This window comes from Microbacterium barkeri (assembly GCF_027921765.1).
Classification (GTDB): domain Bacteria; phylum Actinomycetota; class Actinomycetes; order Actinomycetales; family Microbacteriaceae; genus Microbacterium; species Microbacterium barkeri.
On record NZ_BSEJ01000001.1, the window covers coordinates 111,491 to 137,970 of the forward strand.

At 73.1% G+C, this 26,480-nt stretch carries 26 protein-coding genes; 13 read left to right on the forward strand and 13 right to left on the reverse strand.

Annotated elements, in window-relative coordinates; all coding sequences use genetic code 11:
• Nucleotides 1-68: 68 nt before the first annotated feature.
• Complete coding sequence (locus PKE79_RS00590) at nucleotides 69-4,124, forward strand: bifunctional nitrate reductase/sulfite reductase flavoprotein subunit alpha (protein WP_271171721.1); 4,056 nt, start codon at nucleotides 69-71, stop codon at nucleotides 4,122-4,124.
• A gap of 59 nt (nucleotides 4,125-4,183) precedes the next feature.
• Here PKE79_RS00590 and PKE79_RS00595 read toward each other — a convergent pair whose 3' ends face one another.
• A complete protein-coding gene (locus PKE79_RS00595) occupies nucleotides 4,184-5,587 on the reverse strand; it encodes an MFS transporter (protein ID WP_271171722.1) in 1,404 nt (467 codons plus the stop codon).
• A gap of 185 nt (nucleotides 5,588-5,772) precedes the next feature.
• Between PKE79_RS00595 and trmD the strand changes: the two genes are divergently transcribed.
• Nucleotides 5,773-6,471, forward strand: coding sequence for a tRNA (guanosine(37)-N1)-methyltransferase TrmD (gene trmD, locus PKE79_RS00600; protein ID WP_271171723.1), 699 nt, complete (start codon nucleotides 5,773-5,775; stop codon nucleotides 6,469-6,471).
• Nucleotides 6,472-6,486: 15 nt separating this feature from the next.
• Here the strand turns inward: trmD and PKE79_RS00605 are convergent, their stop codons facing one another.
• The 8 genes from PKE79_RS00605 to map form a co-directional block, all read right to left on the reverse strand.
• The gene (locus tag PKE79_RS00605) at nucleotides 6,487-6,771 is read right to left on the reverse strand and encodes a DUF6457 domain-containing protein (protein ID WP_271171724.1); all 285 of its coding nucleotides are present in this window, start codon (nucleotides 6,769-6,771) and stop codon (nucleotides 6,487-6,489) included.
• Entirely contained in the window at nucleotides 6,755-7,333 is a 579-nt protein-coding gene (mobA, locus tag PKE79_RS00610; protein ID WP_271171725.1) for a molybdenum cofactor guanylyltransferase, read from the reverse strand. The genes PKE79_RS00605 and mobA overlap by 17 nt, the downstream gene beginning before the upstream one ends.
• Nucleotides 7,330-8,034 (reverse strand): sirohydrochlorin chelatase, encoded by a 705-nt coding sequence (locus PKE79_RS00615; protein WP_271171726.1) that lies wholly within the window; start codon nucleotides 8,032-8,034, stop codon nucleotides 7,330-7,332. The genes mobA and PKE79_RS00615 overlap by 4 nt, the downstream gene beginning before the upstream one ends.
• Nucleotides 8,031-9,161 (reverse strand): uroporphyrinogen-III synthase, encoded by a 1,131-nt coding sequence (locus PKE79_RS00620; RefSeq protein ID WP_271171727.1) that lies wholly within the window; start codon nucleotides 9,159-9,161, stop codon nucleotides 8,031-8,033. Before PKE79_RS00620 ends, PKE79_RS00615 begins: the two co-directional genes overlap by 4 nt.
• Nucleotides 9,158-10,393 (reverse strand): uroporphyrinogen-III C-methyltransferase, encoded by a 1,236-nt coding sequence (gene cobA / locus PKE79_RS00625; RefSeq protein ID WP_271171728.1) that lies wholly within the window; start codon nucleotides 10,391-10,393, stop codon nucleotides 9,158-9,160. Before cobA ends, PKE79_RS00620 begins: the two co-directional genes overlap by 4 nt.
• Before the next feature lie 4 nt (nucleotides 10,394-10,397).
• Nucleotides 10,398-10,808, reverse strand: coding sequence for a nitrite reductase small subunit NirD (nirD, locus tag PKE79_RS00630; RefSeq protein WP_271171729.1), 411 nt, complete (start codon nucleotides 10,806-10,808; stop codon nucleotides 10,398-10,400).
• A complete protein-coding gene (nirB, locus tag PKE79_RS00635) occupies nucleotides 10,805-13,384 on the reverse strand; it encodes a nitrite reductase large subunit NirB (protein WP_271171730.1) in 2,580 nt (859 codons plus the stop codon). The genes nirD and nirB overlap by 4 nt, the downstream gene beginning before the upstream one ends.
• Before the next feature lie 139 nt (nucleotides 13,385-13,523).
• The gene (gene map / locus PKE79_RS00640; protein ID WP_271171731.1) at nucleotides 13,524-14,297 is read right to left on the reverse strand and encodes a type I methionyl aminopeptidase; all 774 of its coding nucleotides are present in this window, start codon (nucleotides 14,295-14,297) and stop codon (nucleotides 13,524-13,526) included.
• Between the two features lie 245 nt (nucleotides 14,298-14,542).
• Between map and rplS the strand changes: the two genes are divergently transcribed.
• From rplS to dprA, 7 genes are all read left to right on the forward strand, one after another.
• Entirely contained in the window at nucleotides 14,543-14,893 is a 351-nt protein-coding gene (rplS, locus tag PKE79_RS00645; RefSeq protein WP_271171732.1) for a 50S ribosomal protein L19, read from the forward strand.
• A 113-nt stretch (nucleotides 14,894-15,006) separates the two neighbouring features.
• A complete protein-coding gene (lepB, locus tag PKE79_RS00650; RefSeq protein ID WP_271171733.1) occupies nucleotides 15,007-15,774 on the forward strand; it encodes a signal peptidase I in 768 nt (255 codons plus the stop codon).
• A complete protein-coding gene (gene rnhB, locus PKE79_RS00655) occupies nucleotides 15,771-16,430 on the forward strand; it encodes a ribonuclease HII (protein WP_271171734.1) in 660 nt (219 codons plus the stop codon). Before lepB ends, rnhB begins: the two co-directional genes overlap by 4 nt.
• A gap of 53 nt (nucleotides 16,431-16,483) precedes the next feature.
• Complete coding sequence (locus PKE79_RS00660; RefSeq protein WP_271171735.1) at nucleotides 16,484-16,810, forward strand: DUF2469 family protein; 327 nt, start codon at nucleotides 16,484-16,486, stop codon at nucleotides 16,808-16,810.
• 108 nt (nucleotides 16,811-16,918) lie between these two features.
• Nucleotides 16,919-17,281, forward strand: coding sequence for a YraN family protein (locus PKE79_RS00665; RefSeq protein ID WP_271171736.1), 363 nt, complete (start codon nucleotides 16,919-16,921; stop codon nucleotides 17,279-17,281).
• Nucleotides 17,278-18,804: a YifB family Mg chelatase-like AAA ATPase gene (locus PKE79_RS00670; protein ID WP_271171737.1), complete on the forward strand. Its 1,527-nt coding sequence runs from the start codon at nucleotides 17,278-17,280 to the stop codon at nucleotides 18,802-18,804. Before PKE79_RS00665 ends, PKE79_RS00670 begins: the two co-directional genes overlap by 4 nt.
• Nucleotides 18,801-19,961 (forward strand): DNA-processing protein DprA, encoded by a 1,161-nt coding sequence (gene dprA, locus PKE79_RS00675; protein WP_271171738.1) that lies wholly within the window; start codon nucleotides 18,801-18,803, stop codon nucleotides 19,959-19,961. The genes PKE79_RS00670 and dprA overlap by 4 nt, the downstream gene beginning before the upstream one ends.
• A 19-nt stretch (nucleotides 19,962-19,980) precedes the next feature.
• Here dprA and PKE79_RS00680 read toward each other — a convergent pair whose 3' ends face one another.
• The 3 genes from PKE79_RS00680 to PKE79_RS00690 all read right to left on the reverse strand — a co-directional run bounded on the left by PKE79_RS00680 (nucleotide 19,981) and on the right by PKE79_RS00690 (nucleotide 21,963).
• A complete protein-coding gene (locus PKE79_RS00680) occupies nucleotides 19,981-21,015 on the reverse strand; it encodes a helix-turn-helix domain-containing protein (protein WP_271171739.1) in 1,035 nt (344 codons plus the stop codon).
• Nucleotides 21,016-21,082: 67 nt separating this feature from the next.
• On the reverse strand, nucleotides 21,083-21,556 hold the full coding sequence (locus PKE79_RS00685; protein ID WP_271171740.1) for a hypothetical protein: 474 nt from the start codon (nucleotides 21,554-21,556) through the stop codon (nucleotides 21,083-21,085).
• Complete coding sequence (locus PKE79_RS00690; protein ID WP_271171741.1) at nucleotides 21,553-21,963, reverse strand: DUF4383 domain-containing protein; 411 nt, start codon at nucleotides 21,961-21,963, stop codon at nucleotides 21,553-21,555. The genes PKE79_RS00685 and PKE79_RS00690 overlap by 4 nt, the downstream gene beginning before the upstream one ends.
• Before the next feature lie 129 nt (nucleotides 21,964-22,092).
• Between PKE79_RS00690 and PKE79_RS00695 the strand changes: the two genes are divergently transcribed.
• Nucleotides 22,093-22,995 carry a tyrosine recombinase XerC gene (locus PKE79_RS00695; protein ID WP_271171742.1) on the forward strand — a complete coding sequence of 301 codons (903 nt, stop codon included), beginning with the start codon at nucleotides 22,093-22,095 and terminating at the stop codon, nucleotides 22,993-22,995.
• 28 nt (nucleotides 22,996-23,023) lie between these two features.
• Here the strand turns inward: PKE79_RS00695 and PKE79_RS00700 are convergent, their stop codons facing one another.
• On the reverse strand, nucleotides 23,024-23,554 hold the full coding sequence (locus PKE79_RS00700) for a murein hydrolase activator EnvC family protein (protein ID WP_271171743.1): 531 nt from the start codon (nucleotides 23,552-23,554) through the stop codon (nucleotides 23,024-23,026).
• A gap of 308 nt (nucleotides 23,555-23,862) precedes the next feature.
• On the opposite strand from PKE79_RS00700, the gene rpsB reads away from it, so the two are divergent.
• The 3 genes from rpsB to pyrH all read left to right on the forward strand — a co-directional run bounded on the left by rpsB (nucleotide 23,863) and on the right by pyrH (nucleotide 26,451).
• Nucleotides 23,863-24,690 (forward strand): 30S ribosomal protein S2, encoded by an 828-nt coding sequence (gene rpsB, locus PKE79_RS00705; RefSeq protein WP_271171744.1) that lies wholly within the window; start codon nucleotides 23,863-23,865, stop codon nucleotides 24,688-24,690.
• Between the two features lie 77 nt (nucleotides 24,691-24,767).
• On the forward strand, nucleotides 24,768-25,595 hold the full coding sequence (gene tsf, locus PKE79_RS00710; RefSeq protein ID WP_271171745.1) for a translation elongation factor Ts: 828 nt from the start codon (nucleotides 24,768-24,770) through the stop codon (nucleotides 25,593-25,595).
• Nucleotides 25,596-25,737: 142 nt separating this feature from the next.
• Nucleotides 25,738-26,451, forward strand: coding sequence for a UMP kinase (gene pyrH, locus PKE79_RS00715; protein WP_271171746.1), 714 nt, complete (start codon nucleotides 25,738-25,740; stop codon nucleotides 26,449-26,451).
• The last annotated feature ends 29 nt before the right edge of the window (nucleotides 26,452-26,480 follow it).

Consider the following 26,480-nt stretch of genomic DNA (forward strand, 5'->3'; position numbering starts at 1 on the left):
CGGCGAACGTCACGACGGGGAAACGGCGCGGGAAAGGGAGCGGAACCTCCCTCCCGCATCATCGGTGCATGCCCTCACGCACCGTCTGCTCCTACTGCGGCGTGGGCTGCGGCATCGTCGTCGAGACGCGACCCGACGCGTCGGGCCGCGCGGCGGTCGCGACCGTGTCGGGCGACCGTGCGCACCCGACGAACCGCGGCCGTCTCTGCACGAAGGGCGCCACGCACGCCGAGCTGATGGCGGCGCCCGGGCGCATGACGACGGCCCTGCTGCGGCCCTCGCGCGGCGCCGACGCGGTGCCCGTGCCACGGGACACCGCGATCGAGGAGGCGGGACGACGCCTGCGCGCGATCATCGACGAGCACGGGCCCGACGCGGTCGCGGTCTACGTCTCGGGCCAGATGTCGATGGAGGCGCAGTACCTCTCCAACAAGCTCGTCAAGGGGTGGATCCGCGGGATCCACATCGAGTCGAACTCGCGGCTGTGCATGGCCTCCGCCGGGACCGGCTACAAGCAGTCCCTCGGCGCGGACGGGCCTCCCGGCTCGTACGAGGACATCGACCGCGCCGACCTCTTCCTCGTGATCGGATCGAACACGGCCGACTGCCATCCGATCCTCTTCCTCCGGATGGCCGACCGCCTGAAGGCGGGCGCGCGCCTCATCGTCGTCGACCCGCGCCGCACGGCCACCGCCGACCGGGCCGACCTGTTCCTCCAGATCGCGCCGGGGACCGACTTGGCCCTGCTCAACGGCCTGCTGCACCTGCTCGTCGCGGAGGGCGCGATCGACGAGCGGTTCATCGCCGAGCACACCGAGGGGTGGGAGGCGATGGCGCCCCTCCTGGCCGACTACCCGCCCGACGCGGTGGCGCGCATCACGGGCCTCGCCGAGGAGGACATCCGCATGGCCGCCCGCTGGATCGCGGAGGCGGGCGAGTGGATGACGCTCTGGACGATGGGGCTCAACCAGTCGACGCACGGCACGTGGAGCACGAACGCCATCTGCAACCTCCACCTCGCTACGGGCGCGATCTGCCGTCCCGGCAGCGGCCCGTTCTCCCTCACGGGCCAGCCGAACGCCATGGGCGGGCGCGAGATGGGCTACATGGGGCCGGGTCTCCCCGGACAGCGTGCGGTCTTCAGCGCAGAGGACCGCGCGTTCGCGGAGGGGATCTGGGGGCTCGAGGCGGGCGCGATCCGCGCGGAGTCGGGCACGGGCACGATCGACATGTACCGCGACATGGCGGATGGCCGGATCAAGGCCGCGTGGATCATCTGCACGAATCCGGTCGCATCCGTCGCGAACCGCGACACGGTCATCCGCGCACTCGAGACCGCCGAGCTCGTGATCGTGCAGGACGTGTTCGCGCAGACCGCGACCGCCGCGTACGCCGACATCCTCCTGCCGGCGACGCTGTGGGTCGAGTCGGAGGGCGTGACGGTGAACTCCGACCGGACGCTGACGCTCGTCCAGGCGGTCGCGGACGCGCCGGGCGATGCCCGGCCCGACTGGCAGACGATCTGCGACGTCGCACGCGCGATGGGGTACGAGCGGGGGTTCGCGTTCGCGTCGGCGGAAGAGGTCTTCGACGAGATCCGGCGGTTCTGGAACCCGCAGACGGGGTGGGATGTGCGCGGCATCGACTACGCGCGGCTCCGCGGCGGGCCCGTGCAGTGGCCGTGCCCTCCCGAGGACGCCGCCGACCGCCATCCGATCCGCTACCTGAACGACGGCGTGAGCCAGCGCCCGCACACGGCGTCCGACGGCACCACGCCGCGCCTGGCGTTCCCGACGCCGTCGCGGCGCGCGCAGTTCCTGCCGCGGCCGCATGTCGCGCCCGCCGAGATGCCCGACGACGCGTTCCCCTTCGTGCTCAACACCGGACGCCTCCAGCACCAGTGGCACACGATGACGAAGACCGGGCGGATCGCGAAGCTGAACCGGCTGAATCCGGGCCCGTTCGTGGAGATCCACCCCGCGGATGCCGAGGACCTCGGGATCGGCGACGGCGACGAGCTCGAGGTCGCGTCGCGGCGCGGGCGCTTCGTCGCGCCCGCGGTCGTCACCGACCGCGTGCGCCCCGGCGGCCTGTTCGCGCCGTTCCACTGGAACGACGAGCACGGCGAGGACCGCACCGTGAACGCCGTGACGAGCGACGCGGTCGACGCCGACTCCCGCCAGCCCGAGTTCAAGATCGCCGCGGTCTCGGTGCGCCGGATCGCGCCGGCCGCGTCCGCCGCTCCCGCGGCGCCGGAGGCGACCGCGGCGCCGGAGGCGACCGCGGCGCCGGGCCTGCCGGCCTTCGCGGTCGCGGCGCCCGAGCCAGCGCCCGCCGAGCAGGTCTACCTCGCCGGCTTCCTCTCGGGGCTGGCCTCGACCCCGCCGCCGGCCGGGCTCGTGCCGGTGCTGCCCGCGACGGCTCCGCTCTCCGACGACGTGCGCGCATGGTTCGACGGGGTGCTCGCGGGCGTCTACTCGCGCGTCCCGGCGGCGCGCGCCGAGCCGACGGGACCCGAGGTGACCGTGCTGTGGGCGTCGCAGACGGGCAACGCCGAGGAGTTCGCGCACGCGTGCGTCGCGGCCGTCGCCGAGCGCGGCATGCGCGGGCGGCTCGTCGGGATGGACGCGTTCCGCGCCGCGGACCTGGCCGATGTCGAGCGCCTCCTCGTCGTGACTTCGACCTTCGGCACCGGGGGGCCGCCGGACAACGGCTCCGCCTTCTGGGATGAGCTGCGCGGAGAGGACGCGCCCCGGCTGGACGGCCTGCCGTACGCCGTGCTCGCGATGGGCGACTCGACCTACGACGACTTCTGCGGGCACGGGCGCAGCATCGACCAGCGCCTGCGCGAGCTGGGCGCGGTCGCGCTCGTCGAGCGCGTGGACTGCGAGCCGTTCGACGATCTCCCCGCGGCGCAGTGGCTCGAGCGGGCGCTCTCCGCGATCGCGGGAGCCGAGGCGCCGCCGGCGGCGGCACCCGCTGCGCCCGCACCCGCTCCCGCGGCGCCGTTCACGCGACGCAACCCGCTCGGCGCGCCCCTCGCGCTCAACGTCCTGCTGAGCGGAGACGGCTCGCAGAAGGAGGTCCGGCGCATCGGGTTCGACCTCGCCGAGGCGGGCGTCTCGTACGAGGCCGGCGACGCGCTCGGCGTGGTGTGCGACAACGCCCCCGAGGTCGTCGCCGACTGGCTCGACGCCGCCGGACTCGACCCGGCGGCCGTGGTGCACGTCGACGGGCAGGACCAGCTCTTCGAGCACGTGCTCCGCACGCGGTTCGACATCACCCGGATCGGGCCGGACCTCCTCGCCTTCGTGTCCGAGCGCAATCGCGACACGACGCTCGCCGCGCTCCTGCGCCGCGACAGCCGGCACCGCCTCGAGCAGCACCTGTGGGGCATGCACGCGGCCGACCTGCTGCGGGAGTTTCCTGTGACGGCCGCTCCCGAGGAGTGGGTCGAGGTGCTCGGGCGGCTCGCGCCGCGGCAGTACTCGATCTCGTCGAGCCCGAAGGAGGGGCACGGCCGCGTCGAGCTGACGGTGTCGGTGGTTCGCTTCCGCACGGACGACGACCGCGCGCGCGGCGGCGTGTGCTCGACCTTCCTCGCCGACCGGGCGCATGAGGGCGCCGTGCCGATCTACCTGCAGCGCTCGGCCCACTTCCGGCCCCCGGCCGACCCCGCCGCTCCCATGATCATGATCGGCCCTGGCACGGGCATCGCGCCCTTCCGGGGCTTCCTCCACGACCGACGCGCCGACGGGCACACGGGGCGCAACTGGCTGTTCTTCGGCGAGCAGCACGAGGCGACGGACTTCTACTACCGCGACGAGCTCGTCGGCATGCACGAGGACGGCTTCCTCACCCGGCTCGACACCGCGTTCTCGCGCGATCAGCGTCAGAAGATCTACGTGCAGGACCGCATGCGCGAGCACGGCGCCGAGCTGTGGCGCTGGCTCCAGGAGGGCGCGAGCGTCTTCGTCTGCGGCGACGCCGAGCGGATGGCCAAGGACGTCGACCACGCGCTGCTGGAGATCGCGCGGGTGCACGGCGGCCTGGGCGAGGACGACGCCCTGCAGTTCAAGAAGGAGCTGACGGCGGACCGCCGGTACGTGCGCGACGTCTACTGAGCGCGGATACGACGATGGCCCGGTCTCGAGACCGGGCCATCGTCGTGTCCGCGCGGAGCTCAGATGCGGTGACGCGCGAGCGACGCGCGCGGCACGGCGTACACGAGCGCCGTGATCGCGAGCAGCGCGGCATAGAGGGCGATGAAGCCCCAGAAGGCGAGCGTGTAGCCGCCCGTCGCGGCCTGCGAGGCGTTGAGCACCTGAGGGATGACGAAGCCGCCGTAGGCGCCGATCGCCGAGATGAGCCCGAGCGCCGCCGAGGCCTTGCGCTGGGTGCCGACCGAGTGCGCCTCTCCGGCCGTGGCCGCGCCGCGCGCGGCGAAGATGCTCGGGATCATCCGGTACGTCGCGCCGTTGCCGATGCCCGTCGCGAGGAACAGCACGAGGAAGCACGCGAGGAAGATCCAGAAGCTCCCGAGGGGGAGGGTGAGGATGAGCGCGAGCGTGGCGGCGATCATGAGCGCGAACGCGGCGATGGTCATCCGCGCGCCGCCGATGCGGTCGGCGAGCCGGCCGCCGTACGGGCGGGCGACCGATCCGACGAGCGCTCCGAGGAAGGCGAGCGTGAGCGACGCCGAGCCGACCTGGAAGGTCGAGAACGCGGGGAACTGATCGGCGATGAGCTTGGGGAACACGCTCGCGAAGCCGATGAACGAGCCGAACGTGCCGATGTAGAGGAGGGCCATGAGCCACAGGTGCGGCTCGCGGAGCGCGGCGGCCGCGCCCGCGACGTCGGCCTTCGCCGTCGAGAGGTTGTCCATGAAGCGCCATGCGCCCCACATCGCGACGAGGATGAGCGGAACCCACATCCATCCGGCGAGCTGGATGTTCAGCGTGCCGGCCGCGCCGAGCGTCACGACGATCGGGACGAGCAGCTGCGCGACCGACGTGCCGATGTTTCCGCCCGCGGCGTTCAGGCCGAGCGCCCAGCCCTTCTCCCGCTGGGGGAAGAAGTAGGTGATGTTCGCCATCGAGCTCGCGAAATTGCCGCCGCCGACGCCCGCGAGCGCGGCGACGAGGAGCAGCACGCCGAACGGGGTGTCCGGGTTCTGGACGACGATCCCGAGCAGGATCGTCGGGACGAGCAGGAGCCCCGCCGACACGATCGTCCAGTTGCGGCCGCCGAAGCGCGCGACCGCGAAGGTGTACGGGAAGCGCAGCGTCGCGCCGACGAGGCTCGGCAGGGAGATGAGCCAGAACTGCTCGCCGCTCGCGAGCGCGAACCCGGCGCTCGGCAGCATCACGACGACGATGCTCCAGAGCTGCCAGACGATGAAGCCGAGGAACTCGGCGAAGATCGACCATCCGAGGTTGCGCCGCGCGATGCGCCGGCCGGTGCTCTGCCAGAACGCCGGATCCTCGGCGTCCCAGCCGTCGACCCAGCGGCCGGGGCGGACGACGAGAGACGAGGCGGATGAGGGGAGGGTGGTGCTCTCGGGGGTGGTGCTCGTTGGCGTGGCCATGGCGTCTCCTGATGAGAGGTCCGACAGCGGAAAGGGATGCGCCTCCGACGCTAGGGGGCGCATGTTTCCGCGTGCGGGGGAGGCGGTGACGGACGCATCACCGTCCCGTCACGCGCCGCGCCCGGCCGCGATGACCGTCGTGTGACATGCCGGAAACACGGCTCCGGCGCTCCTAGACTGGGGGGATGCGCATCGACATCGTCACGATCTTCCCGGCGTTCTTCGATGTGCTCGACGTCTCCCTCATCGGCAAGGCGCGCGATCGCGGGCTGCTCGACCTGCGCGTCCACGATCTGCGCGATGCGACGCACGACCGGCACCGCACGGTCGACGACACGCCGTACGGCGGCGGGGCCGGCATGGTCATGAAGCCCGAGCCGTGGGGCGAGATGCTCGACGACGTGCTCGGCGACGACGCGGTGCTCATCGTCCCGTCGCCCGCGGGGGAGCGGTTCACGCAGGCCGTCGCGCGCGAGCTCGCCGACGAGCGCCAGCTCGTCTTCGCGTGCGGGCGCTACGAGGGGATCGACCAGCGGGTCATCGACCACTACGCCGAGCGCGGTCGCGTGCGGCTCGTGAGCCTCGGCGACTACGTCCTCAACGGGGGCGAGGTCGCCGCGATGGCGATGATCGAGGCCGTCGCGCGGCTCGTGCCGGGGGTCGTCGGCAACCCGGAGAGCCTCGTGGAGGAGTCGCACGAGATCGGCCTGCTCGAGTACCCGATCTACACGAAGCCCGCCGTCTGGCGCGGCCTCGAGGTGCCGCCCGTGCTGCTGAGCGGGAACCACGGTGCGGTCGACGCCTGGCGCAGGGAGCAGAGCATCGAGCGGACGCGCCGCGTCCGCCCCGACCTCCTGCCGGACGAGCTCCGCGCGGGCGAGTAGCGCCGCGAGGCGGCCCTACCGAGCCGCGCCGTCGCGCCACTGCGCGGCGAGAGCCGCGACGAGGCGCACGGCAGCCTCCGCCTCGTCGGCGGATCCGCCGCGCCGTCCTGCCGCGAGGCCCGCGAGGAAGGCGCTCACGGGCGCGGCCGGCCGCGCGACGTCGTGGGCCACATCGCGCGCGAGGTCGAGGACGAGCGCGATCGAGACCTCCTCGCGCGGCAGGTCGAGCCGCTCGCACACGGCGTCGACCCAGGTGTCGAGTGCCTCCGGAGGGAGGGTCCGGTCAGTGGTCTCGGTCATGGTGCCGCCCTTCGCCGCGTGCCCGCTCCAGATCCTGCCAGGTGTCGACGTCGGCGACCACTCCCTCATTCGCGCGGACGACCGAGATCGAGAGCTCGGCGATGAGCTCGCGGAACGACGCACCGGCGACGGGGATGCGCTTGGCGCGCTCGCGCAGCGCGCGCGTGCGGTAGCGGCCCACGAGCCACTGCGGACGCCCGCTCTCGTCGGCGAGGCACACGCCGTCGCCCGGGGGCAGGAGCGCCGCCGCGTCGTCGAGCACTCGGACCGCCTCCTCGACGCGAGGGAGGTCGGTGGCGAGCACGAGCACGCTCTCGGCGTCGACATGCGGCAGCGCGGCGGCCACCGCGGCGACGGGGCCGCCGTACTCCGGCTCCTCGCGCACCCAGAGGACGCCCTCGACTCCCGGACGCGGAGGGCCCACGACGACGACCGGGGCGCAGCCCGCGGCGGCGTCGAGCGCGCGGGCGAGGAGGGAGCGCCCATCGACCTCGAGCAGGGGCTTGTCGACGCCGCCGAGCCGGGACGCCCGCCCGCCCGCGAGGAGGATGGCCGCGGTCATGCCGCGGGCAGGAGCGCGAGCGCGTCGCGGTACCGCTCCGCCACGATGGCCGCGACGCGGCGGTCCGCGCCGAGCGGCGCGGTCACGACGTCGGCGCCGGCCTGGCGCACGAGGTTCGCGAAGAAGCCGGGCGCGAGGACGTAGCTCGCCGCGATGACGCGCGCTGCACCGGCCGCGCGGGCGGCCTCGACGGCGTCGGGGATGCGCGGATCGGCCCCCGCCGCGTACCCGATCGTCACGGGGACGGGCAGCACGCGACGCAGGCGCGCGGCGACCCCCTCGACATCGGCGACCGAAGCCGGGTTGGTCGATCCCGCCGCCGCGAGCACGACGTGATCGCCGTCGCGTCGGCCGGCCTCTGGCGCGTCGGCCTCGTCGAGTCGGGCCTCGAGGACGAGCGCGAGCAGGTCGTGGGGCCCGAGCGCCGGGGCCTTGACCACGTGCGGGAACGGCGCCACGGCGCGCGCGATGTCGACCTCGGTGTGGAACCCGGTCGAGAGGAGGAGCGGGACGACGACGGCGGGCCCGTCGGCTGCCACCCGGGCGACGACGTCGCCGACCTCGGGCTCCTCGACGTCGACGAACGCCTGCTCGACGCGCACATCCGGCAGGAGCGTGCGCACCTCGTCGACGAGCGCCCGCACGGCCTCGCGGCCCTCCTCGAAGCGGGTGCCGTGCGAGCACGCGATGAGCGTCGTCATTCCTGGTCCTCCACGTTGAGACGATAGCCGCGCTTGACCACCGTCTTGATGACATCCGGCACCCCGAGCGCCTCGCGCAGGCGCGCCACGGCCATCTCGACCGCATGCGAGTTCTGGCTCGAGCGCGGGAGGGCGTGCTGCAGCTCGGCGCGCGTGACAACCGCGCCGCGCGCGCGGAACAGCATGTCGAGCACGTCGATGCCCGTGCGCGAGAGCGGCACGAAGCGCCCCTCGATCACGGCGCCGCCGCTGCGCAGCTCGAAGCGGCCGGCGCTCGTCTGCGCGTGCGGGGCACCGCCCGCGCCGAAGTAGGCGACGACCGTGCGCACGAGGGAGCCGAGCCGACCCCGCTCGGCGACGACGGGGTGGAGCCGCGCGTCCTGCAGGGGGCCGGCCGTGATCGGTCCCACGGCGGCGAGGAGGAGCCGGCCCTGGGCTGCGCGGTCGCGGATGTCCTCGAGCGCGTGCGCCGCGGAGGCCGCGGCGACCCACTCGGCCGCGCCCGGCGCGGACGTGAAGAGCACGGCGTCGACCTCGCCGTCGCCGGCCTGGATGACCGACCGCAGCACGACCTGGGGGTCGGGCGGCGGGCCCCATCGGTACACGGTGAGGCTCACGACGTCGGCGCCGTGGCTCTCGAACAGCTCGTCGAGGCCGTCGGCGCCCGATCCATGGTGCTGCACGGCGATCCTGCGCCCCTCGACGCCCTGCGTCACGAGGTACTCGCCGAGCTCCGCGGACGTCTCGGACTCCGCGACCCAATCCGCGGTGAAGCCCGCCTGCTGGACCGCGCCGCGCGCCTTCGGGCCGCGCGCGACGATCTGCGCGCGTGAGAGGGCGGCCGCGAGCTCGTCGGCGAGATCCGCCTCGAAGGCGGCCTCCATCCAGCCGCGGAAGCCGACTCCGGTCGTGGCGACGACGATGTCGGGCGGGTTGGCGATGAGCGCGCGCGTCGCGTCGACGAGCGCCTCGTCGTCGATGTGGGAGACGATCGTCACCGCGGGCGCCTGGCGCACCTGCGCTCCGTGGCGCTCGAGCGCGGCGGCGAGCTCGCCCGCGCGACGGTCGACGGCGATGACGACGGTGCAGCCGTCGAGGGCTGCGGAGAGGGGAGGACGTGCGGTCACGTGGTGGTGTCACCTGCCAGCTCGGGTTCGGGGAGGAGGAGGGATGCGCGCGCGACGTCTCCGATGACGATCACGGCCGGGTTGCGGACCCCCGCGGCGCGTGCATCGGCGACCGCGGCGGCAAGGGTCGTGCGTGTCGTGCGCTGCTGCGGGGTGTGCCCGCTCTCGACGATCGCCACCGGGCGGTCCTCCGGCACGCCGTGCGCGAGCGCCGCCGCGACGATGCGCGGGAGCGCCGCGACGCCCATGAGGAAGACCGTCGTGACAGCGGCATCGGAGAGCGCGGCGAGCGTCGTGTCGGCGATCTCGCCCTGGCCGTTCACGATGTGCACGGACGCGGCGGTTCCGCGGTGCGTGACCGGGATGCCCGCCGCCTGCGGCACGGAGACGGCGCTCGTCGGCCCGGGGACCACCTCGACCGGCACGCCGGCCGCGAGGCAGGCGGCGAGCTCCTCGCCGCCGCGGCCGAAGACGAACGGGTCGCCGCCCTTCAGCCGGACCACGCGGCGCCCGGCCTGCGCATGCGCCACGAGGAGCCGGTTGATCTCGTCCTGCGGCACGGGATGGTGGCCGGGGCGCTTCCCCACATCGATGACGAGCACGTCGGGGTCGAGCTCGGGCAGCAGCGCATCCGCCGGGCCGAGCCGGTCGGCGACGACGACGTCGGCCTCGGCGAGGAGCCGCCGCGCCCGCACGGTCATGAGGTCGACGGGGCCCGGGCCCCCTCCGACGAGGTCGACGCGGCCGGCCGCGCCGCCGCGGCGTCGGCGCAGCGGGAGGCGTCCCGAGACGAGGAGCCGCTCGATCGCGTCGCGGAGGCGCGCCGCGCGACCCGGGTCGACCCCGGCGTCGGACATCACGCCGACGACCACGTCGCCCGAGCGCGTGTCGGCGGCGATCCGCGCGGTGCCGTGCGCGCCATCCGATGCGTTGACGCACAGGACGCGCTGCGCCTCGCAGAGCGCGGCCACGCGCAGGTCGACCTGCAGGTCGCCCGTCGCCGTGTGCACGAGCCACGCTCCGTCGAGGTCCTCGCGGCGGAACCGCCGCGGCGCCCAGGGCACGCCGTGAGCCTCCACGAGGTCGCGGACCGCGGGCGAGAGGTCGGGGGCGACGACACGCGGCAGGGCGCCATCGTCGAGGAAGCGCTGGAGCCGCCGCGCCGTGACCGCGCCGCCGCCGACGAGGAGCACGTCGCGACCGGACAGCGAGACGCCGAGCATCGTGGTCATCGGCTCACTCCCATCGGATGTAGACGTCGTCGCCCTGCTGCGACACGGGCCAGACCCGCAGCGAGCGGGGATCCTTGCCCTGCGTGTCGAGGCACGCCCCCGTCCGGAGGTCGAACACCTGCTTGTACATCGGGGACGCGACGGTGGGGGTGTCCTGCCCCGACTCGACGTCCTGTCCGGTCTCGACGAAACGCCTTGTGCCGACGATACCGCGAGACATGACGTGCGCGTCGCTGTACGGGTCCAGGTTCGACACGGCGTGGATGGCGCCGCCGGGCAGGAGGAACAGGGCGATCTGCGTGTCGCCGATGAGCGCGGCGCGGCCGCGCTCGACCTCGAGGTCGGAGACGGCGCACACGCGCACCCAGGAGCGGGCGACGGGGGCCGTCGCGGGATCGGTCTGCGTGAGCGTCATCGACGCACCTCCAGGGTCGTGCCGGCGATGAGGACGCCGCCGGCGGCGCGCTCCTCGGGGCTGGCGGGGCGGATCTGACCGCGCTCCGGCACGAACGCGATCGAGGGATCGGGGGTGTCGGGGGCGTTCACGAAGGACTGGAAGCGCTTGAGCTTCTCGGGGTCGCGGAGCGTGGCCGCCCACTCGTCCTCGTAGTTGTCGATGTGCGCCGCCATCGCCGCGTCGAGGTCGGCGCAGATGCCGAGGCTGTCCTCGAAGATGACCTCCCTGAGGCCCTCGATGCCGCCCTCGAGCTCCTCGAACCACGGCGCCGTGCGCTGCAGCCGGTCGGCCGTGCGGATGTAGTACATGAAGAAGCGGTCGATGGCCGTGAGCAGCTCGGCGTCGCTGAGGCCCTCGGCGAGGAGCTGCGCGTGGCGCGGGGTGAAGCCGCCGTTGCCGCCCACGTACATGTTCCATCCCGTCTCGGTCGCGATCACGCCGACGTCCTTGCCGCGGGCCTCTGCGCACTCGCGCGCGCATCCCGAGACGCCGAGCTTGAGCTTGTGCGGGGCGCGTAGGCCGCGGTAGCGCAGCTCGAGCTGCACCGCCATGCCGACCGAGTCGAGGACGCCGTACCGGCACCAGGTCGATCCGACGCACGACTTCACCGTGCGCAGCGACTTGCCGTAGGCGTGGCCCGACTCGAACCCGGCGTCGATCAGCCGTGCCCAGATGGCGGGCAGCTGCTCGAGCCGCGCGCCGAACATGTCCACGCGCTGCCCGCCCGTGATCTTCGTGTACAGGCCGAAGTCGCGCGCGATCTCTCCGACCGCGATGAGGCCCTCCGGCGTGACCTCGCCGCCGGGCATCCGCGGGACGACCGAGTACGTGCCGTCCTTCTGCATGTTGGCCATGACGTGGTCGTTCGTGTCCTGCAGCGTCGCGTTCTCGCCGTCGAGCACGTGGCGGCCGACGAGGACGGACAGGATGCTCGCGAGAGCGGGCTTGCAGATGTCGCAGCCGCGCCCCCGCCCGAAGCGCTCGATGACGGCGGAGAACGTGTCGAGACCCGAGACGCGGACGGCGTCGAAGAGCTGCCGCCGGGACATGTCGAAGTGCTCGCAGAGCGCGTTCGAGACGGTCTGCCCCATCTTCGCGAGCTCCTGGCCGACGATCTTCTTCACCGTGGTGAGACACGAGCCGCACGTGGCCCCCGCCTTCGTGCACGCCTTCACCTCGCCAGCGTCGGTGCAGCCGTCGTCGTGCACGGCCGAGCGGATGCGCCCCGCCGTGACGCTCGAGCACGAGCAGATGATCGCCTCGTCCGGGAGGTCGCCGCCGGGAGCCTCGACACCGCCCTCGGGCATGAGGTAGGCGACGGGGTCGGCGCCCAGCGCGCTGCCCAGAAGCGGGCGCAGCGAGCCGTATGCCGACGCGTCGCCGACGAGGATGCCGCCGAGCAGGGTCTTGGCGTCGTCCGACAGCACGAGCTTCTTGTACACGCCGGCCACCGGGTCGGCGTAGCTGACGTCGAGAGCGCCCGGCGTGCGCGCGAACGCGTCGCCGAAGCTCGCGACGTCGACCCCCGAGAGCTTGAGCTTGGTGGAGTCGTCGAAGCCGGGGAAGGTGGCGTCGCCGCCCAGCAGCCGCGTCGCCGCGACCTCGGCCATGGCGTACCCGGGTGCGACGAGGCCGATGCACTGGCCGTCGAAGCTCGCGACCTCGCCGATCGCGAGGATCGACGGGTCGGCCGTGCGGCAGCGGTCGTCGATGACGACCCCGCCGCGCGGGTCCGCGGGGAGCCCGGCGGCACGGGCGAGCTCGTCGCGCGGGCGGACGCCCACGGTGAACACGACGATGTCGGCGCCGACGTAGGAGCCGTCCTGGAACTCGAGCCCCGCGACGCTGCCCGAGCGGTCGGGGTCGAGGCGGGTCGTGCGGGCCTGGGTCAGCACCTCGATCCCGCGCGCCTCGATGAGGCGCCGCAGCGCGTTGCCGCCGGCGAGATCGAGCTGGGCCGACATGAGGCGGTCGGACGACTGCACGACCGTGCAGGCGACGTCGAGACCCTGGAGCGCTCCTGCCGCCTCGAGCCCGAGGAGCCCGCCGCCGATCACCTTGCCGACGAGCGGCCTGCCCAGCTGCGCCGACCGCGCGGCGACGAAGTCGCGCATGCGCTGCACGTCGTCGATCGTCCGGTAGACGAAGCAGCCGGGGAGGTCGGAGCCGTCGACGGCGACCTTCGCGGCGTAGGAGCCCGTCGCGAGGACGAGCGTGTCATAGGGGATGTCGCGGCGCGCGGCGGTCGTGACGGTGCGCTCAGCGCGGTTGATGCGGATGACCGGCTCTCCGGGGAGGAGCTCGACCCGATCGTCATCGAAGACGCCGGGGTCGAGCGTCAGGTCGTCGGGGGTGGCGCCCGAGAAGAACGACGTGAGGCCGACCCGGTCGTAGGGCAGCCGGCGCTCCTCGCCGAGCACGGTCACGTGCCAGGGGTCCGTCGTGCGGCTGAGGAGGCTCTCGACGAAGCGATGCGCCACCATCCCGGCGCCGACGACGACGATGCGAGAGGGGAGGGGGTCCACGGCGGTCATGGCGGCTCCTGCGTTCGAGGGTCACTTCGAGGTCGTGACACGAACGTAGGAGCGCGGTGTTTCCCGTCTGCGCGGCCGGGGGTTTCCCCGAGCGAACGTTTCGCTCACAACCGCCTGAGCGGCGGATGTGAGGACGGCGTCAGAGGTGCGAGCGGTCCGTCAGGACGATCGGGCCGTCCTCCGTGATCGCGATGGTGTGCTCGCTGTGCGCGCCGCGCGAGCCGTCCGCGCTGCGCAGCGTCCAGCCATCCGGGTCGGTGACGAGCTCGTCGGTGCTCTGCAGGAACCACGGCTCGATCGCGATGACGAGACCCGGCTTGAGCGGGAAGCCGCGCCCGGGGCGGCCGTCGTTCGGGATGTGCGGGTCGCCGTGCATGATGCGGCCCACGCCGTGGCCGCCGAAGTCGGTGTTGATCGAGAGGCCGTCGGCACGCGCGATCTGCGAGATGGCCGCGGAGATGTCGCCCACGCGATTGCCCACCGTCGCGGCGGCGATCGCCGCGTCGAGCGCGCGCTCGGTCGTGTCGATGAGGGCGAGGTCCTCGTCGCGCGGGGTGCCGACGACGAACGAGACAGCGGAGTCGGCGACCCAGCCGTCGATCGAGACCGCGAAGTCGAGCGTGACGAGGTCGCCGTCGCGCAGCGCGTAGTCGTGCGGGAGCCCGTGGAGGACCGCGTCGTTGATCGACGTGCAGATGACCTTGCCGAACGGGCTCGCGCCGAACGACGGGTGGTAGTCGATGTAGCACGACTCGGCCCCTGCCCGGCGGATGAGCTCGTGCGCGCGACGGTCGATCGCGAGGAGGTTCGTGCCGACCTTCGTCTCCTCGCGAAGGGTCGCGAGGGTCTCCGCGACGAACCGGCCAGCCGGCCGCATCTGCTCGATCTCGGCCGGGGTGCGCAGTTCGATCATGGGGGTGTCCTCTCGCTCGAACCTCCATTCTCCCCGATGCGCGGCGAGGGGCGGCACCCGCGGATCGTGGCGCGGGTCCTGGTGTGAGACAATGGGATGTCGTGCTGTGACGACCGCGCCCGTCGGCGCGGGCCGTTTCGCGCTCTGCCGCAGGGGAGCCGAGGGTCCACGGGATCCCACATGCACGTGCGATACCCCATTTTCGAAGGCGGTCGACCTGAGGCGGCCGCAGGAAGAGAACCGTCATGCACATTCTCGACGCCGTCGATGCGGCTTCGCTCCGCTCCGACGTCCCCGCGTTCGGCCCCGGTGACACCGTCAAGGTGCACGTGAACATCGTCGAGGGCAGCCGCTCGCGCATCCAGGTGTTCCAGGGCGTCGTCATCCGCCGTCAGGGCTCGGGCGTGCGCGAGACCTTCACGGTCCGCAAGATCAGCTTCCAGGTCGGCGTGGAGCGCACGTTCCCCGTGCACTCGCCGGTCATCGACCACATCGAGGTCGTCACGCGCGGTGACGTGCGTCGCGCGAAGCTGTACTACCTGCGCGAGCTGCGCGGCAAGAAGGCGAAGATCAAGGAGAAGCGCGAGAACGCCTGATTTCACGCGATCCGAGCAGACACCCCGTGCCCCGCGGCACGGGGTGTCTGCGTTCATGTGAGATTCTGGAGGAACGCCCCCGTCACCTCGGCGGCGCGGACGCGAAGGACCCCATGACGAGCGACACCACGACCGCCGAGCAGCCGGAGCAGCGCGGACGGGGCATCCTCATGTTCCTGCGCGACATCGCCGTCATCGTGGTGGTCGCGCTGGTGGTGTCGTTCCTCATCAAGACGTTCATCGTCCGGTCGTTCTTCATCCCGTCGGCGTCGATGGAGGACACCCTCCAGATCGACGACCGCATCCTCGTGGACGAGCTCACGCCGCTGTGGACGGGCTACGAGCGCGGGGACATCGTCGTGTTCGAGGATCCGGGCGGCTGGCTCGATCCGCAGCCGAAGGCGCCCGAGCAGTCGCCGTTCATGGAGGCCGTCGACGGGCTCCTGACCCTCGTGGGGCTGTCGGCCGGCGATTCGGACGACCACCTCGTGAAGCGCATCATCGGGCTGCCGGGCGATCACGTCGAGTGCTGCAACGCTCTGGGGCAGATCACCGTCAACGGGGTGCCGGTCGACGAGCTCGGCTACCTCAAGCTGCCCGAGGGCGACACCCAGGCCTCGAACGACCCGTTCGACGTCGTCGTGCCGGAGGGTGCCCTGTGGGTGCTCGGCGACAACCGCGACAACTCGCGCGATGCGCGCTTCCACACGGACCAGCCCGGCGGCGGATTCGTGCCGATCGACAACGTCGTGGGCCGGGTGTTCCTCCTCACCTGGCCGCTCGACCGTTTCGGGACGGTCGACGGGCACCACGAGGTGTTCCGGGGCATCCCCGACCGCGAGGACGAGGCCGAGGAGGAGAAGGCGAGCGCCGCGGGATGACCGTCGTCGCGCCGACCATCGCGCACGAGCGGGCGCTCCTCGCGGAGGCGCCGCTCGTCTTCGCGCTCGACGAGGTCGGGCGCGGCGCCCTCGCCGGGCCCGTGACCATCGGGGCATCCGTCGTGGACGCGGAGGCCGTCGCCTGCACGGTTCCCGAGGGGCTGCGCGACTCGAAGCTCGTCCCCGCCGGACGCCGCGCGGACGTCGCCGACCGCGCGGCCGCGTGGGTCAGGGCCAGCGCGCTCGGCTGGGCGACGGCCGCGGAGGTCGACGAGATCGGGATCATCCGCGCCCTGGGCCTCGCGGCCGTCCGCGCGCTCGCGTCGCTCGAGGAGCAGGGCTACGCGCCCGCGGCCGGGGTCGTGCTCCTCGACGGCAACCACGACTACATCTCGCCCGTGCGCGGCGCGGGGCTCGACATCCGCACGGTGGTCAAGGGCGACCGCGACTGCGCGTCGCTCGCTGCGGCATCGGTCATCGCGAAGGTCGCGCGTGACGGCCTCATGACCGGACTCCATGACGAGCTCCCGGTCTACGAATGGGCCAGCAACAAGGGGTACGCGAGCGCGACGCACCGTGCCGCGATCCGCGAGCACGGCCTGAGTGCGCACCACCGCCGGTCGTGGGCTATCACCGACGCGCCCGCGCTGTTCTGAGCCGTCTTCGAGCGGCGCGACGCGGCATCCCGGACGCCTAGGATGGGAGGACCATGGATGACGATGTCTTCGAGGATTACGACCGCGAGCTCGAGCTGGCTCTGTTCCGCGAGTACCGCGACGTGGTCTCGCAGTTCCAGTTCGTGATCGAGACCGAGCGCCGCTTCTACCTCGCGAACGAGGTCGACGTCGTCCGTCACGACACCGAGACCGACTTCTACTTCGAGATCACGATGAAGGACGTCTGGGTCTGGGACATCTACCGCTCGGACCGCTTCGTGAAGTCGGTGCGCGTGCTCACGTTCAAGGACGTGAACATCGAGGAGCTGTCGCGCCGCGACTTCGAACTGCCCGACGAGCTCTCGCTCGACGGCAAGTAGCACCCCCGCGCGGCGACGCCGTGTGCACAGGCGCGTCCCGCGGCGCGCCGTCTCCCCACCCGGCCGTCCGCCGCCGCATCCGGTCGTCCGTCCAGGCAGTCTGCCGTCATGGCACGGAAGGACGACCTCGGTCGAGCGGGCGAGGAGCGCGCGGCGCAGTACCTCTCATCGATCGGGTACGAGATCCTCGACCGCAACTGGCGGTGCGCTGACGGGGAGATCGACATCGTCGCGTGCCGCGGCACACGGCTCGCGGTCGTCGAGGTCAAGACGCGCACGGGCACGGCCTTCGGCCATCCGCTCGAGGCCGTCGACCGGCGCAAGCTGCGTCGGCTGTGGCGGCTCGCGGCGGCGTGGACACGCGCGCACCCCGGAGCGCTGCTCGGCCGATCCCTCCGGATCGACGCGGTCGCGATCGTGGGCGCCGATCCCGGGACGGGCGCCCTCGAGCATCTCGAGGACCTCCGATGACGGTCGCGCGGACGTGGGCGGTCGCGCTCACCGGGCTCACGGGCGAGCTCGTCGAGGTGGAGGCCGACGTCACGTCGCATCAGCCGGAGATCCGGATCATCGGCCTCGCCGACCGCGCGCTCGGCGAGGCCGCGCGCCGGGTCACGAGCGCGTGCGAGAACAGCGGGCTCATGCTCCCGTACCGGCGCCTCACCGTGAACCTGTCGCCGGCGGGGCTCCCGAAGCACGGGACCGCGTTCGATCTCGCGATCGCGGTGACCGCGCTGGCGACCGACGACCGCCTGCGCCGGTCCTCGGCGGCCGAGGTCGTGCATCTCGGCGAGCTGGGGCTGGACGGGCGCCTGCGGCCCGTGCCGGGCATCCTGCCGGCCGTGCGCGCCGCGGTCGCCGCTGGCCGCACCCGGGTCGTGCTCCCCTGGGCGAACCGGGAGGAGGCCGAGCTCGTCGCGGGCGCCGAGGTGCGCGGGGCGATCTCGCTCGCTCAGGTCGCGGCGTGGCACGGCTCCGAGGTGGAGGTGCCGGACCTCCCGCCGATCCCCGGCCCGCCGGCGCCCGAGGCCGACGAGGACGACGTCGACCTCGCTGACGTCGTGGGGCAGCGCGACGCCGTCGAGGCGCTCGTCGTGGCCGCGGCGGGCGGTCACCACGTGCTCATGTCGGGCCCGCCGGGAGCGGGCAAGACCATGCTCGCCCGCCGTCTGCCCGGCATCCTCCCGCCGCTCGACGACGAGGCAGCCCTCGAGGCCGCATCGCTGCGGTCGCTCGCGGGGGAGCGGGTCGTGCGCCTCGACCGGCGGCCGCCGTTCGAGGCGCCCCACCACTCGGCGTCGACCGCCGCGCTCGTCGGCGGCGGGTCGCGCACCGTGCGGCCGGGTGCGATCGCGCGCGCGAGCCGCGGGGTGCTGTTCATCGACGAGGCGACCGAGGCGTCGTCGTCGACGCTCGACGCGCTGCGCCAGCCGCTCGAGCAGGGGCGCATCGACATCCACCGCGCGGGGTTCTCCGCGCGCTTCCCGGCGCGCTTCCAGCTCGTCCTCGCGATGAATCCCTGTCCGTGCGGGGAGTACGGCGTGCGCGGCGGGTCGTGCACGTGCTCTCCGCACATCATCCGCCGGTACGCGCAGCGCCTCTCGGGTCCGCTGCTCGACCGCATCGACATCGATCTGCGCGTCGAAAGGATCGCGAGCATCGCGCAGACGCGCGCGGGAGACGCCATGTCATCGGAGGAGGGGCGGCAGCGTGTGCTCGCGGCGCGGGATCGGGCGCGGGAGCGGCTGTCGGGAACGCCCTGGCGCATCAACGCCGAGGTCCCCGGGACGTGGCTGCGGCGCGGTCCGCGAGCGCCCGACGCCGCGGCGCTGCGGGGGCTCGACGCCGCGCTCCAGCGCGGGCTCATCACCCTGAGGGGCTACGACCGCGTGCTGCGGGTCGCCTGGACGGTCGCCGATCTGGCCGGCAGGGACCGGCCGGACGCGGCGGATGTGGGCAGGGCGCTGTTCCTGAAGAAGGGAGTCGTGGCATGACGCTGCTCGACGACGATCGCGTGCGCCGAGCGGGTGCGGCGCACAGCCGGGAGGAGCCGGCCCGTCTGGCGCGCGCGGTGTGGACCGCCATCGTCGAGCCGGGCGATGGGACCGCGGGCGCGCTCGTCGCGGCGCACGGTCCGGATGAGGCTCTGCGGATGGTCGAGGCGGGGCTGCACGACGGATCGCTCGCGGAGCTCGGGCTGGGCGCGCAGGCGCTCGCGGCCGCTCGGTCGCGGTGGCAGCCGCGGCTCGACCCCGCGCACGTCGCGCAGGCCCTCGCGCAGGGCGCTCGCGCGGGGCTGGTGCTCGTGACCCCGGAGGACGCGGGGTGGCCCGAGCAGCTGACCGACCTCGGCACGCACGCGCCGCTCGCCCTGTGGACGAGAGGCGACGTGACGGGCCTCTCGCGCATCGCACGCTCGGTCGCGATCGTGGGCGCACGCGCGGCGACGCCATACGGGGAGCACGTCGCGGCCGAGCTCGCGGGCGAGCTCGCGTCCCGCGGCATCGGCGTGATCTCGGGTGCCGCGTACGGCATCGACGGCGCTGCCCATCGCGCGACGCTCGGCGTCGGCGGGCTGACGGTCGCGGTCGTCGCCGGCGGCGCCGACCGCGTGTATCCCGCCGGGCACGCTCGCCTGTTCGCCGACATCGCGCGCGTCGGCGCGATCGTGAGCGAGACGGCGCCGGGCGCGACGCCGACCAAGTGGCGGTTCCTTCAGCGGAATCGGTGCATCGCCGCGCTGAGCGCCGCGACCGTCGTCGTCGAGGCCGGCGCGCGCAGCGGCACGCTGAACACGGCAGGGCACGCCGCGGCGCTCGGGCGACCGCTCGGAGCCGTCCCCGGACCCGTGACGAGTGCGACCTCGGCCGGCTGTCATCGCCTGCTGCGCGAGTTCGACGCGCAGTGCATCACGTCGGCCGCCGACGTCCTCGAGCTGATCGGCGAGGGAGCCGACGACGCGACCGCTCTGGGCGGTCCATCCGCGGAGGAGGTCCGCGTCCGCGATGCGCTCGCCTCCCGCTCCCCACGCGATGTCGATGAGATCGCACGGCGCAGCGGGATGGCCGTGGAGGCCGTTCAGGCCGCGCTCGGCCTGCTCGAGCTGGCCGGCGCGGTGCGACGCACGGACGGCGGCTGGGTGCTCGCCTGATAGCCGAGGGTTCCTGCGCTCACGACCCTCCGGCGATCGCCGCAGCCAGCCAGCGGCCGAGCTCTCCGAGACTCGGGCCGTCTCCGTCGCCCCGCGTGCGGTGGGCGCCGTCGAGAAGGGCGGCATCCGGGTGCGGGCCGCCGTTGACGATCGCGACCAGCTCGAGATAGCGGCCCTCGGTCGTGCGGTACTCCTCGTCCTCAAGGGCCTCGAGGGTGAGGCTGTCGACCGTGCGATAGCGCTCGGCGAGCCGTGCGCGGAGGTCGTCGTCGGCCGCGACGCCGAACGTCCCGGCGAGCTCGTCGACCAGCTGTGCGGCGAGGGAGGCCACGTGGGGATCGTCCGCCGCGAGACCCGCCTGGTGAGCGGCCGTGAGCCGGCGCATCAGGTCGGCGCCTGCCGAGTGGATGAAGTCCTGCACGGGAGGCGTGGACATCTCCGGACCGGGCAACTGCGCGTACGTCGCGTGCAGGTAGGAGCGGATCGCCGCGCGGAACCGATCGTCCTGCAGAAGCTCCGCGAGGCTCATCCAGGCGTCGAGCTGCTCGGGGGCCGGGTCGGGCGGCAGCACCGGCCGCACGTCGCGGATGCGCTCGGACGCCTCCTGCGGAAGGCCGGCGGCGACCTCGTCGAGGAAGTCGTCGATGAGCCGCTGACGGTCGGCATCGGGCATTGTCACGAGCCTGCGCAGGAGGTTCGCGCGCTCCGCCGTGCCCTCCTGTCGCACGAGCGCGCGGAGGACGGCGCGCTTCGCGTCCAGATCCGCGGCCCGCGTCTCGATCATGTGGAGATGCTCGGCGAGCACATCCCGCAGCGAGCTCGTTCCGGCGAGCACGCGGCGCACCTGCGGCAGACCGGTCTCGAGGTCGCGCAGCGTGCGGACGAGCTCGAGCCGGGCGATCGCGTCCACGTCGTAGAGGCGATGGCCTCCGTCGGTGGCGTCGGTCGCGTCGACGAGTCCCTCGTCGTCGTAGTAGCGGATGGCGCTGACGCTGAGTCCGGTGCGATGCGCGACCTCGCCGATGGAGGAGAGAGCGTTCTCGGAACTGTTCATGTCCTCACCCTGAGGCCTCAAGCGGCTTGAGATGCAAGCCCGATCTCCCGACAGCGGCTCCTCGCTCTCAGTGCGCGTGCCCGCCGTGCATCTCGCCGTGCGGCACCGCGTGCGTCCCGGGCTCGGTGAGCGACAGGGCAGGCGTCGTGACGGCGGCCACGAGCGTCGCGGCCACGAGCATGCCGAGGACGGCGCGCGCGGTGCCGCCGGGCGCGGCGCGGGCCCTGCGGCGCACGGCGCGCGCGGCGGCCGCCGCCACGACGAGCAGCAGCGCGATCGCGACGGCCATCGGAGCGGGACCCATCCCGCCCGCGACGCCGATCGCCGTCGTCAGGAGGGCGAGGGCGAGCGAGCCGCCGAGTGCCGCGCGCGACGCGACGATGCGCCCGGCACGCAGGGCGGCTGCGCCCCAGCCCAGCTCGGCGACTCCGGCGGCGCACAGGAGAGCCAGCAGCCACCAGGGGGACCCCGCGGCGACGGCGAGATGGGCCAGGCCCGCCCCGCACGCGGCGAGGGCGGGCCAGGTGCCGGTGAACGTCACGCGATCGACTCCCGCCCCACGGACCGCTCGGCGCCGAGCCCCACCGCGAGGAGCACGAGAGCGCTCGCGAGGTGCAGGACGTGGTCTGCGGTGTTGAGCGCGAGGATGTTCAGCGCGGTGCCGGCGAGGAAGAAGCCCGCGATCCCGAGGAGGAGGTACGCGGCGCCGACGGTCGCGTTCACGGCCCTCGCCGCACGGACCCCCGCCATCCCGGCCGCGACGAGCGCGGCGCCGATCGCGAGGTGCGCGATGTTGTGGAGCGGATTCACCTGGAAGATCCCGAGCAGCAGCCCGCCCTCCGTGGCGAGGAATCCGACGCCGCCCGTCACGGCGAAGCCGAGCAGCCCGACAAGGACGTACACGGCTCCGAAGACGGTGGCGACGATCCGATTGACTGAGGTGCGCATGAGTTTGCTCCGTTCTGGCACGGTCCATCCGTGTCGATCTTTCTTCGGAGCCGCCGCCGATCCGGATGGGCGGCGTGCGAACCGGCGCGGCGCGCCCGGTCCCCGCGCGGGCCGGGGCACCATCGGAGGATGCAGCTGCTCCGCGCGATCGACGCGTTCGGCGCGCATCTCGAGACGGTGCGGCGCCTCTCGCCCGCGACCGTCCGCGCCTACCGAGCCGACCTCGCCGATCTCGCCGATGCGGTCGGCGATCGCGAGCTCGCGGACGTCGACCTCGACGCGCTGCGCGACTGGCTGTGGCGCGCGACGCAGCGCGGCGACGCGCGCTCGACCGTCGCCCGGCGCACGTCGTCGGCGCGCGCGCTCTTCCGCTGGGCTCGCGAGGAGGGCCTCATCGAGGTGGACCCGAGCCTGCGCCTGGTCACGCCGAAGCGCGGCCGGACCCTGCCGCACGTCGCCGCGGCACCTGCCCTCGACGACCTCCTGCGCCGGATGGCCGCGGCTGCGGCCGACGGCGACCCGCTCGCGCTGCGCGACCACGCGCTCATCGAGCTCCTCTACGGCGCGGGCGTGCGGGTCTCGGAGCTGTGCGGCCTCGATGTCGACGACGTCGATCTCGATCGCGCCACGGCGCGCGTCGTCGGCAAGGGCGCCAAGGAGCGTGTCGTGCCGTTCGGAGCGCCGGCCGCGCGCGCGATCGGCGCGTACCTCACGCGCGGGCGCCCGGCGCTGGCCGCGCGCGGAGATGGAGCAGGCGCCGCGCTCTTCCTCGGCGCACGCGGTCGGCGCGTGGGGCCGCGCACGGTCTACGAGCTCGTCGCCCGCACCGTCGCGCCCGCGATGGGCGTCGAGACGGTGGGGCCGCACGCCCTGCGGCATTCCGCCGCGACGCACCTGCTGGATGGCGGCGCCGACCTCCGCGCGGTGCAGGAGATCCTCGGTCATGCGAGTCTCGGCACGACCCAGATCTACACGCACGTCTCGTCCGAGCGCCTCGCGGCGGCCTACCGCCTCGCGCATCCGCGCGCCTGACGCGCGATCGCCCGGAGGCGAGCCGCGCTCAGCAGCAGGGGAGGAGCACCGCCCGGGGAACCCCGCCGAGCAGGAGGAGCGGGTTGATGTACTCGCCGTGGAGGCGCACCCCGAAGTGCACAGCGCCCGGCGCGGCGTGGCCGCCCGACGCGAGCGCGCCGATCTCCTGCCCGCGGGAGACCGCGTCGCCCACGGCGAGCTCGGTCGTCGCGGGCTCGAGCGTCGTGACGAGCCCGTCGCCGTGGTCGATCGTCAGGAGCGGCCTGTCGACCACGACCCCCGCGAATGCGATCACTCCCGACGCCGGGGCGCGCAGGGGCGCGGCATCGGCCGCGAGGTCGATGCCGCGGTGCCCCGGACCGTAGCGATGCGGCGGCGCCTCGAAGGGGCGGACGATCCGGACGTCCTGGCTCACGGGCCACACCCACTGCTCGGCGGTCTCGATGCGGACCTCGGCGTCGGCCGGTGCCGCGGACGGCGCATGCGCCGCCGCGGGAGCCGCGCCGGCGCACACGAGAGCGACCAGGAGGACGAGGACGGAGCGGGCTGTGCGCTGCATGTCCTCAGCCTCGGGGCGCGCGGCTGCCCGCTCCGCTCGGATGCGCGGCGGGGGACGCGGGAGCCGCGTGTCGCGCGCCTGTGCACGCGCCGTGGGGGAGACGAGCGCCTGGTATGCTGGGGGACGCATCCCGTCTCGGGATGACTACGCGTGCCCTCAGCGACCTCGTCTCCGGACGATCGTCGTGGCGCCACTCCCCTCGGTCCCTTCTCGAAGGGCGGGAGTGCGTCGGGCACCAGGCTCGCCGATCGTCCGATCGGCGGAATCAACCGCATGGCGCGCGAGCGCCCAGATCAAGGAGCACGACCATGGCCGTCGTCACCATCCGCCAGCTGCTCGACAGCGGCGTCCACTTCGGACACCAGACCCGTCGCTGGAACCCGAAGGTCAAGCGCTTCATCCTCACGGAGCGCAGCGGCATCCACATCATCGACCTCCAGCAGTCGCTCGGCTACATCGACAAGGCCTACGACTTCGTCAAGGAGACCGTCGCGCGCGGCGGCACCATCCTCTTCGTCGGCACGAAGAAGCAGGCGCAGGAGGTGCTCGCCGAGCAGGCGACCCGCGTGGGCCAGCCCTACGTCAACGAGCGCTGGCTCGGCGGTCTGCTCACCAACTTCTCGACCGTGTCGAAGCGCCTCGCGCGCATGAAGGAGCTCGAGGAGCTCGACTTCGACGACCCGGCCGGCACGGGCTTCACCAAGAAGGAGCTCCTCCTCAAGCGCCGCGAGCTCGACAAGCTCCACAAGTCGCTCGGCGGCATCCGCAACCTCAGCAAGACGCCGTCGGCCCTGTGGGTCGTCGACGCCAAGCGCGAGCACCTCGCGATCGACGAGGCGAAGAAGCTCGGGATCCCCGTCATCGGCATCCTCGACACGAACGTCGACCCCGACGACCTGCAGTACCCGATCCCGGGCAACGACGACGCCATCCGCTCGGTCTCGCTGCTGACGCGCATCATCGCCGACGCCGCCGCCGAGGGTCTCCAGCAGAAGCACAACCCCGAGGGCGAGGCCGAGCCTCTCGCCGAGTGGGAGCGCGAGCTCCTCGAGCAGGGTTCGACCGAGGCGCCCGCCGAGGTCGCGGAGGCTCCCGCCGCCGAGGTCGCGCCGGCCGAGGCTCCCGCAGCGGAGTAATGCTCGACGAGGCGGGCCCCACCGGGCCCGCCTCGCTCAGGTCACCGTTCCACCACGAACAAGGAGAGCCAGCACCCATGGCCAACTTCAGCATCGCCGACATCAAGGCTCTGCGCGAGCAGCTCGGCACCGGCATGGTCGACACCAAGAAGGCGCTCGAGGAGGCTGACGGCGACGTCGAGAAGGCCGTCGAGATCCTCCGCCTCAAGGGCGCCAAGGGCAACGCGAAGCGCGCCGACCGCGCGACGAGCGAGGGCCTCGTGGTCGCCCGCGAGCAGGGCGGCAAGGCGACGCTCGTCGAGCTCGCGTGCGAGACCGACTTCGTCGCGAAGAACGACCGCTTCATCGCGCTCGCCGACAAGGTCGCCGACGCCGCCGCCGCGGCCGCCGCCGACTCGGTCGAGGAGGCCCTCGCGGCCACCGCGGGCGACCAGACGGTCGAGCAGCTCATCTCCGATGAGGCCGCGATCATCGGCGAGAAGGTCGAGCTCCGCCGCGTCCGCACCCTCGAGGGCGACGCGTTCCAGGTCTACCTGCACCGCACGAGCAAGGACCTGCCCCCGCAGGTCGGCGTCATCGTCGCGTACACGGGCGACGACGCGGAGACGGCGCGCAGCATCGCGCAGCACATCTCCTTCGCGAACCCGTCCTACCTCTCGCGCGACGAGGTCCCCGCGGCCGACGTCGAGAAGGAGCGCGAGATCGTCACCGAGATCTCCCGCAACGAGGGCAAGCCCGAGGCCGCCCTCCCGAAGATCGTCGAGGGACGCGTGAACGCGTTCTTCAAGCAGGTCTCGCTGCTCGACCAGGACTACGCGAAGGACAACAAGCTGTCCGTCGCGAAGGTCGCGCACGACGCCGGCATCACGATCACGGGCTTCGCGCGCTTCAAGGTGGGCGCGTAACGACGTGACGGAAGGGGGCTCGGATCCGCGGATCCGAGCCCCCTTTCTCTGCGCGCGGAGGTCGACACGCGACATCCGCGTGCCTGCACAGGGAGCTGCCGCCTGCGACCGGTAGCGTGTATCGGCGACGAGAGGATCCACAGTGAGCGAAGTGACCAAGCGGCGGGTGCTGCTGAAGCTGTCCGGCGAGGCGTTCGGGGGAGGGCAGCTCGGGGTCAACCCGGATGTCGTCAGCCAGATCGCGCGCGAGATCGCGGAGGCGTCACAGGACGTCGAGGTCGCGGTCGTCGTCGGCGGAGGCAACTTCTTCCGCGGCGCTGAGCTCTCCAAGAGCGGCATGGACCGGGCGCGCGCCGACTACATGGGCATGCTCGGGACGGTCATGAACGCCCTCGCCCTGCAGGACTTCCTCGAGCAGGCGGGCGCCGCCACGCGCGTGCAGTCCGCGATCGAGATGCGCCAGGTCGCCGAGCCGTACATCCCGCTGCGCGCGGAGCGCCACCTCGAGAAGGGCCGCGTCGTCATCTTCGGCGCGGGCGCCGGCCTGCCGTACTTCTCGACCGACACGGTCGCCGCGCAGCGGGCGCTCGAGATCCGCGCGACCGAGGTGCTCGTCGCGAAGAACGGCGTCGACGGCGTCTACACGGCCGATCCGCGCACGGACGCGACGGCGACGCGACTCGACCACGTCACCTACTCGGACGCTCTCATGCGCGGCCTCAAGGTCGTCGACGCGACGGCCTTCAGCCTCTGCATGGACAACGGGATGAACATGCGCGTGTTCGGCATGGAGCCCGCCGGCAACGTCACCGCCGCCCTGCGCGGCGAGCCCATCGGCACGCTCGTCACGGCGTGACCTCGCCGGGCGCCGGCACGGCGCCCACT

Bases quoted from the DNA above. Each gene is read 5' to 3' on its own strand.
- PKE79_RS00680 (WP_271171739.1), bottom strand. From the start codon at position 21,015: ATGAACAGTTCCGAGAACGCTCTCTCCTCCATCGGCGAGGTCGCGCAT.
- PKE79_RS00590 (WP_271171721.1), top strand. From the start codon at position 69: ATGCCCTCACGCACCGTCTGCTCCTACTGCGGCGTGGGCTGCGGCATC.
- PKE79_RS00595 (WP_271171722.1), bottom strand. From the start codon at position 5,587: ATGGCCACGCCAACGAGCACCACCCCCGAGAGCACCACCCTCCCCTCA.
- tsf (WP_271171745.1), top strand. From the start codon at position 24,768: ATGGCCAACTTCAGCATCGCCGACATCAAGGCTCTGCGCGAGCAGCTC.
- dprA (WP_271171738.1), top strand. From the start codon at position 18,801: ATGACGCTGCTCGACGACGATCGCGTGCGCCGAGCGGGTGCGGCGCAC.
- map (WP_271171731.1), bottom strand. From the start codon at position 14,297: ATGATCGAACTGCGCACCCCGGCCGAGATCGAGCAGATGCGGCCGGCT.
- nirD (WP_271171729.1), bottom strand. From the start codon at position 10,808: ATGACGCTCACGCAGACCGATCCCGCGACGGCCCCCGTCGCCCGCTCC.
- rnhB (WP_271171734.1), top strand. From the start codon at position 15,771: ATGACCGTCGTCGCGCCGACCATCGCGCACGAGCGGGCGCTCCTCGCG.
- PKE79_RS00665 (WP_271171736.1), top strand. From the start codon at position 16,919: ATGGCACGGAAGGACGACCTCGGTCGAGCGGGCGAGGAGCGCGCGGCG.
- PKE79_RS00605 (WP_271171724.1), bottom strand. From the start codon at position 6,771: ATGACCGAGACCACTGACCGGACCCTCCCTCCGGAGGCACTCGACACC.
- PKE79_RS00700 (WP_271171743.1), bottom strand. From the start codon at position 23,554: ATGCAGCGCACAGCCCGCTCCGTCCTCGTCCTCCTGGTCGCTCTCGTG.
- PKE79_RS00690 (WP_271171741.1), bottom strand. From the start codon at position 21,963: ATGCGCACCTCAGTCAATCGGATCGTCGCCACCGTCTTCGGAGCCGTG.
- PKE79_RS00615 (WP_271171726.1), bottom strand. From the start codon at position 8,034: ATGACGACGCTCATCGCGTGCTCGCACGGCACCCGCTTCGAGGAGGGC.
- PKE79_RS00660 (WP_271171735.1), top strand. From the start codon at position 16,484: ATGGATGACGATGTCTTCGAGGATTACGACCGCGAGCTCGAGCTGGCT.
- PKE79_RS00670 (WP_271171737.1), top strand. From the start codon at position 17,278: ATGACGGTCGCGCGGACGTGGGCGGTCGCGCTCACCGGGCTCACGGGC.
- trmD (WP_271171723.1), top strand. From the start codon at position 5,773: ATGCGCATCGACATCGTCACGATCTTCCCGGCGTTCTTCGATGTGCTC.
- PKE79_RS00695 (WP_271171742.1), top strand. From the start codon at position 22,093: ATGCAGCTGCTCCGCGCGATCGACGCGTTCGGCGCGCATCTCGAGACG.
- nirB (WP_271171730.1), bottom strand. From the start codon at position 13,384: ATGACCGCCGTGGACCCCCTCCCCTCTCGCATCGTCGTCGTCGGCGCC.
- rpsB (WP_271171744.1), top strand. From the start codon at position 23,863: ATGGCCGTCGTCACCATCCGCCAGCTGCTCGACAGCGGCGTCCACTTC.
- cobA (WP_271171728.1), bottom strand. From the start codon at position 10,393: ATGACCACGATGCTCGGCGTCTCGCTGTCCGGTCGCGACGTGCTCCTC.
- lepB (WP_271171733.1), top strand. From the start codon at position 15,007: ATGACGAGCGACACCACGACCGCCGAGCAGCCGGAGCAGCGCGGACGG.
- mobA (WP_271171725.1), bottom strand. From the start codon at position 7,333: ATGACCGCGGCCATCCTCCTCGCGGGCGGGCGGGCGTCCCGGCTCGGC.
- rplS (WP_271171732.1), top strand. From the start codon at position 14,543: ATGCACATTCTCGACGCCGTCGATGCGGCTTCGCTCCGCTCCGACGTC.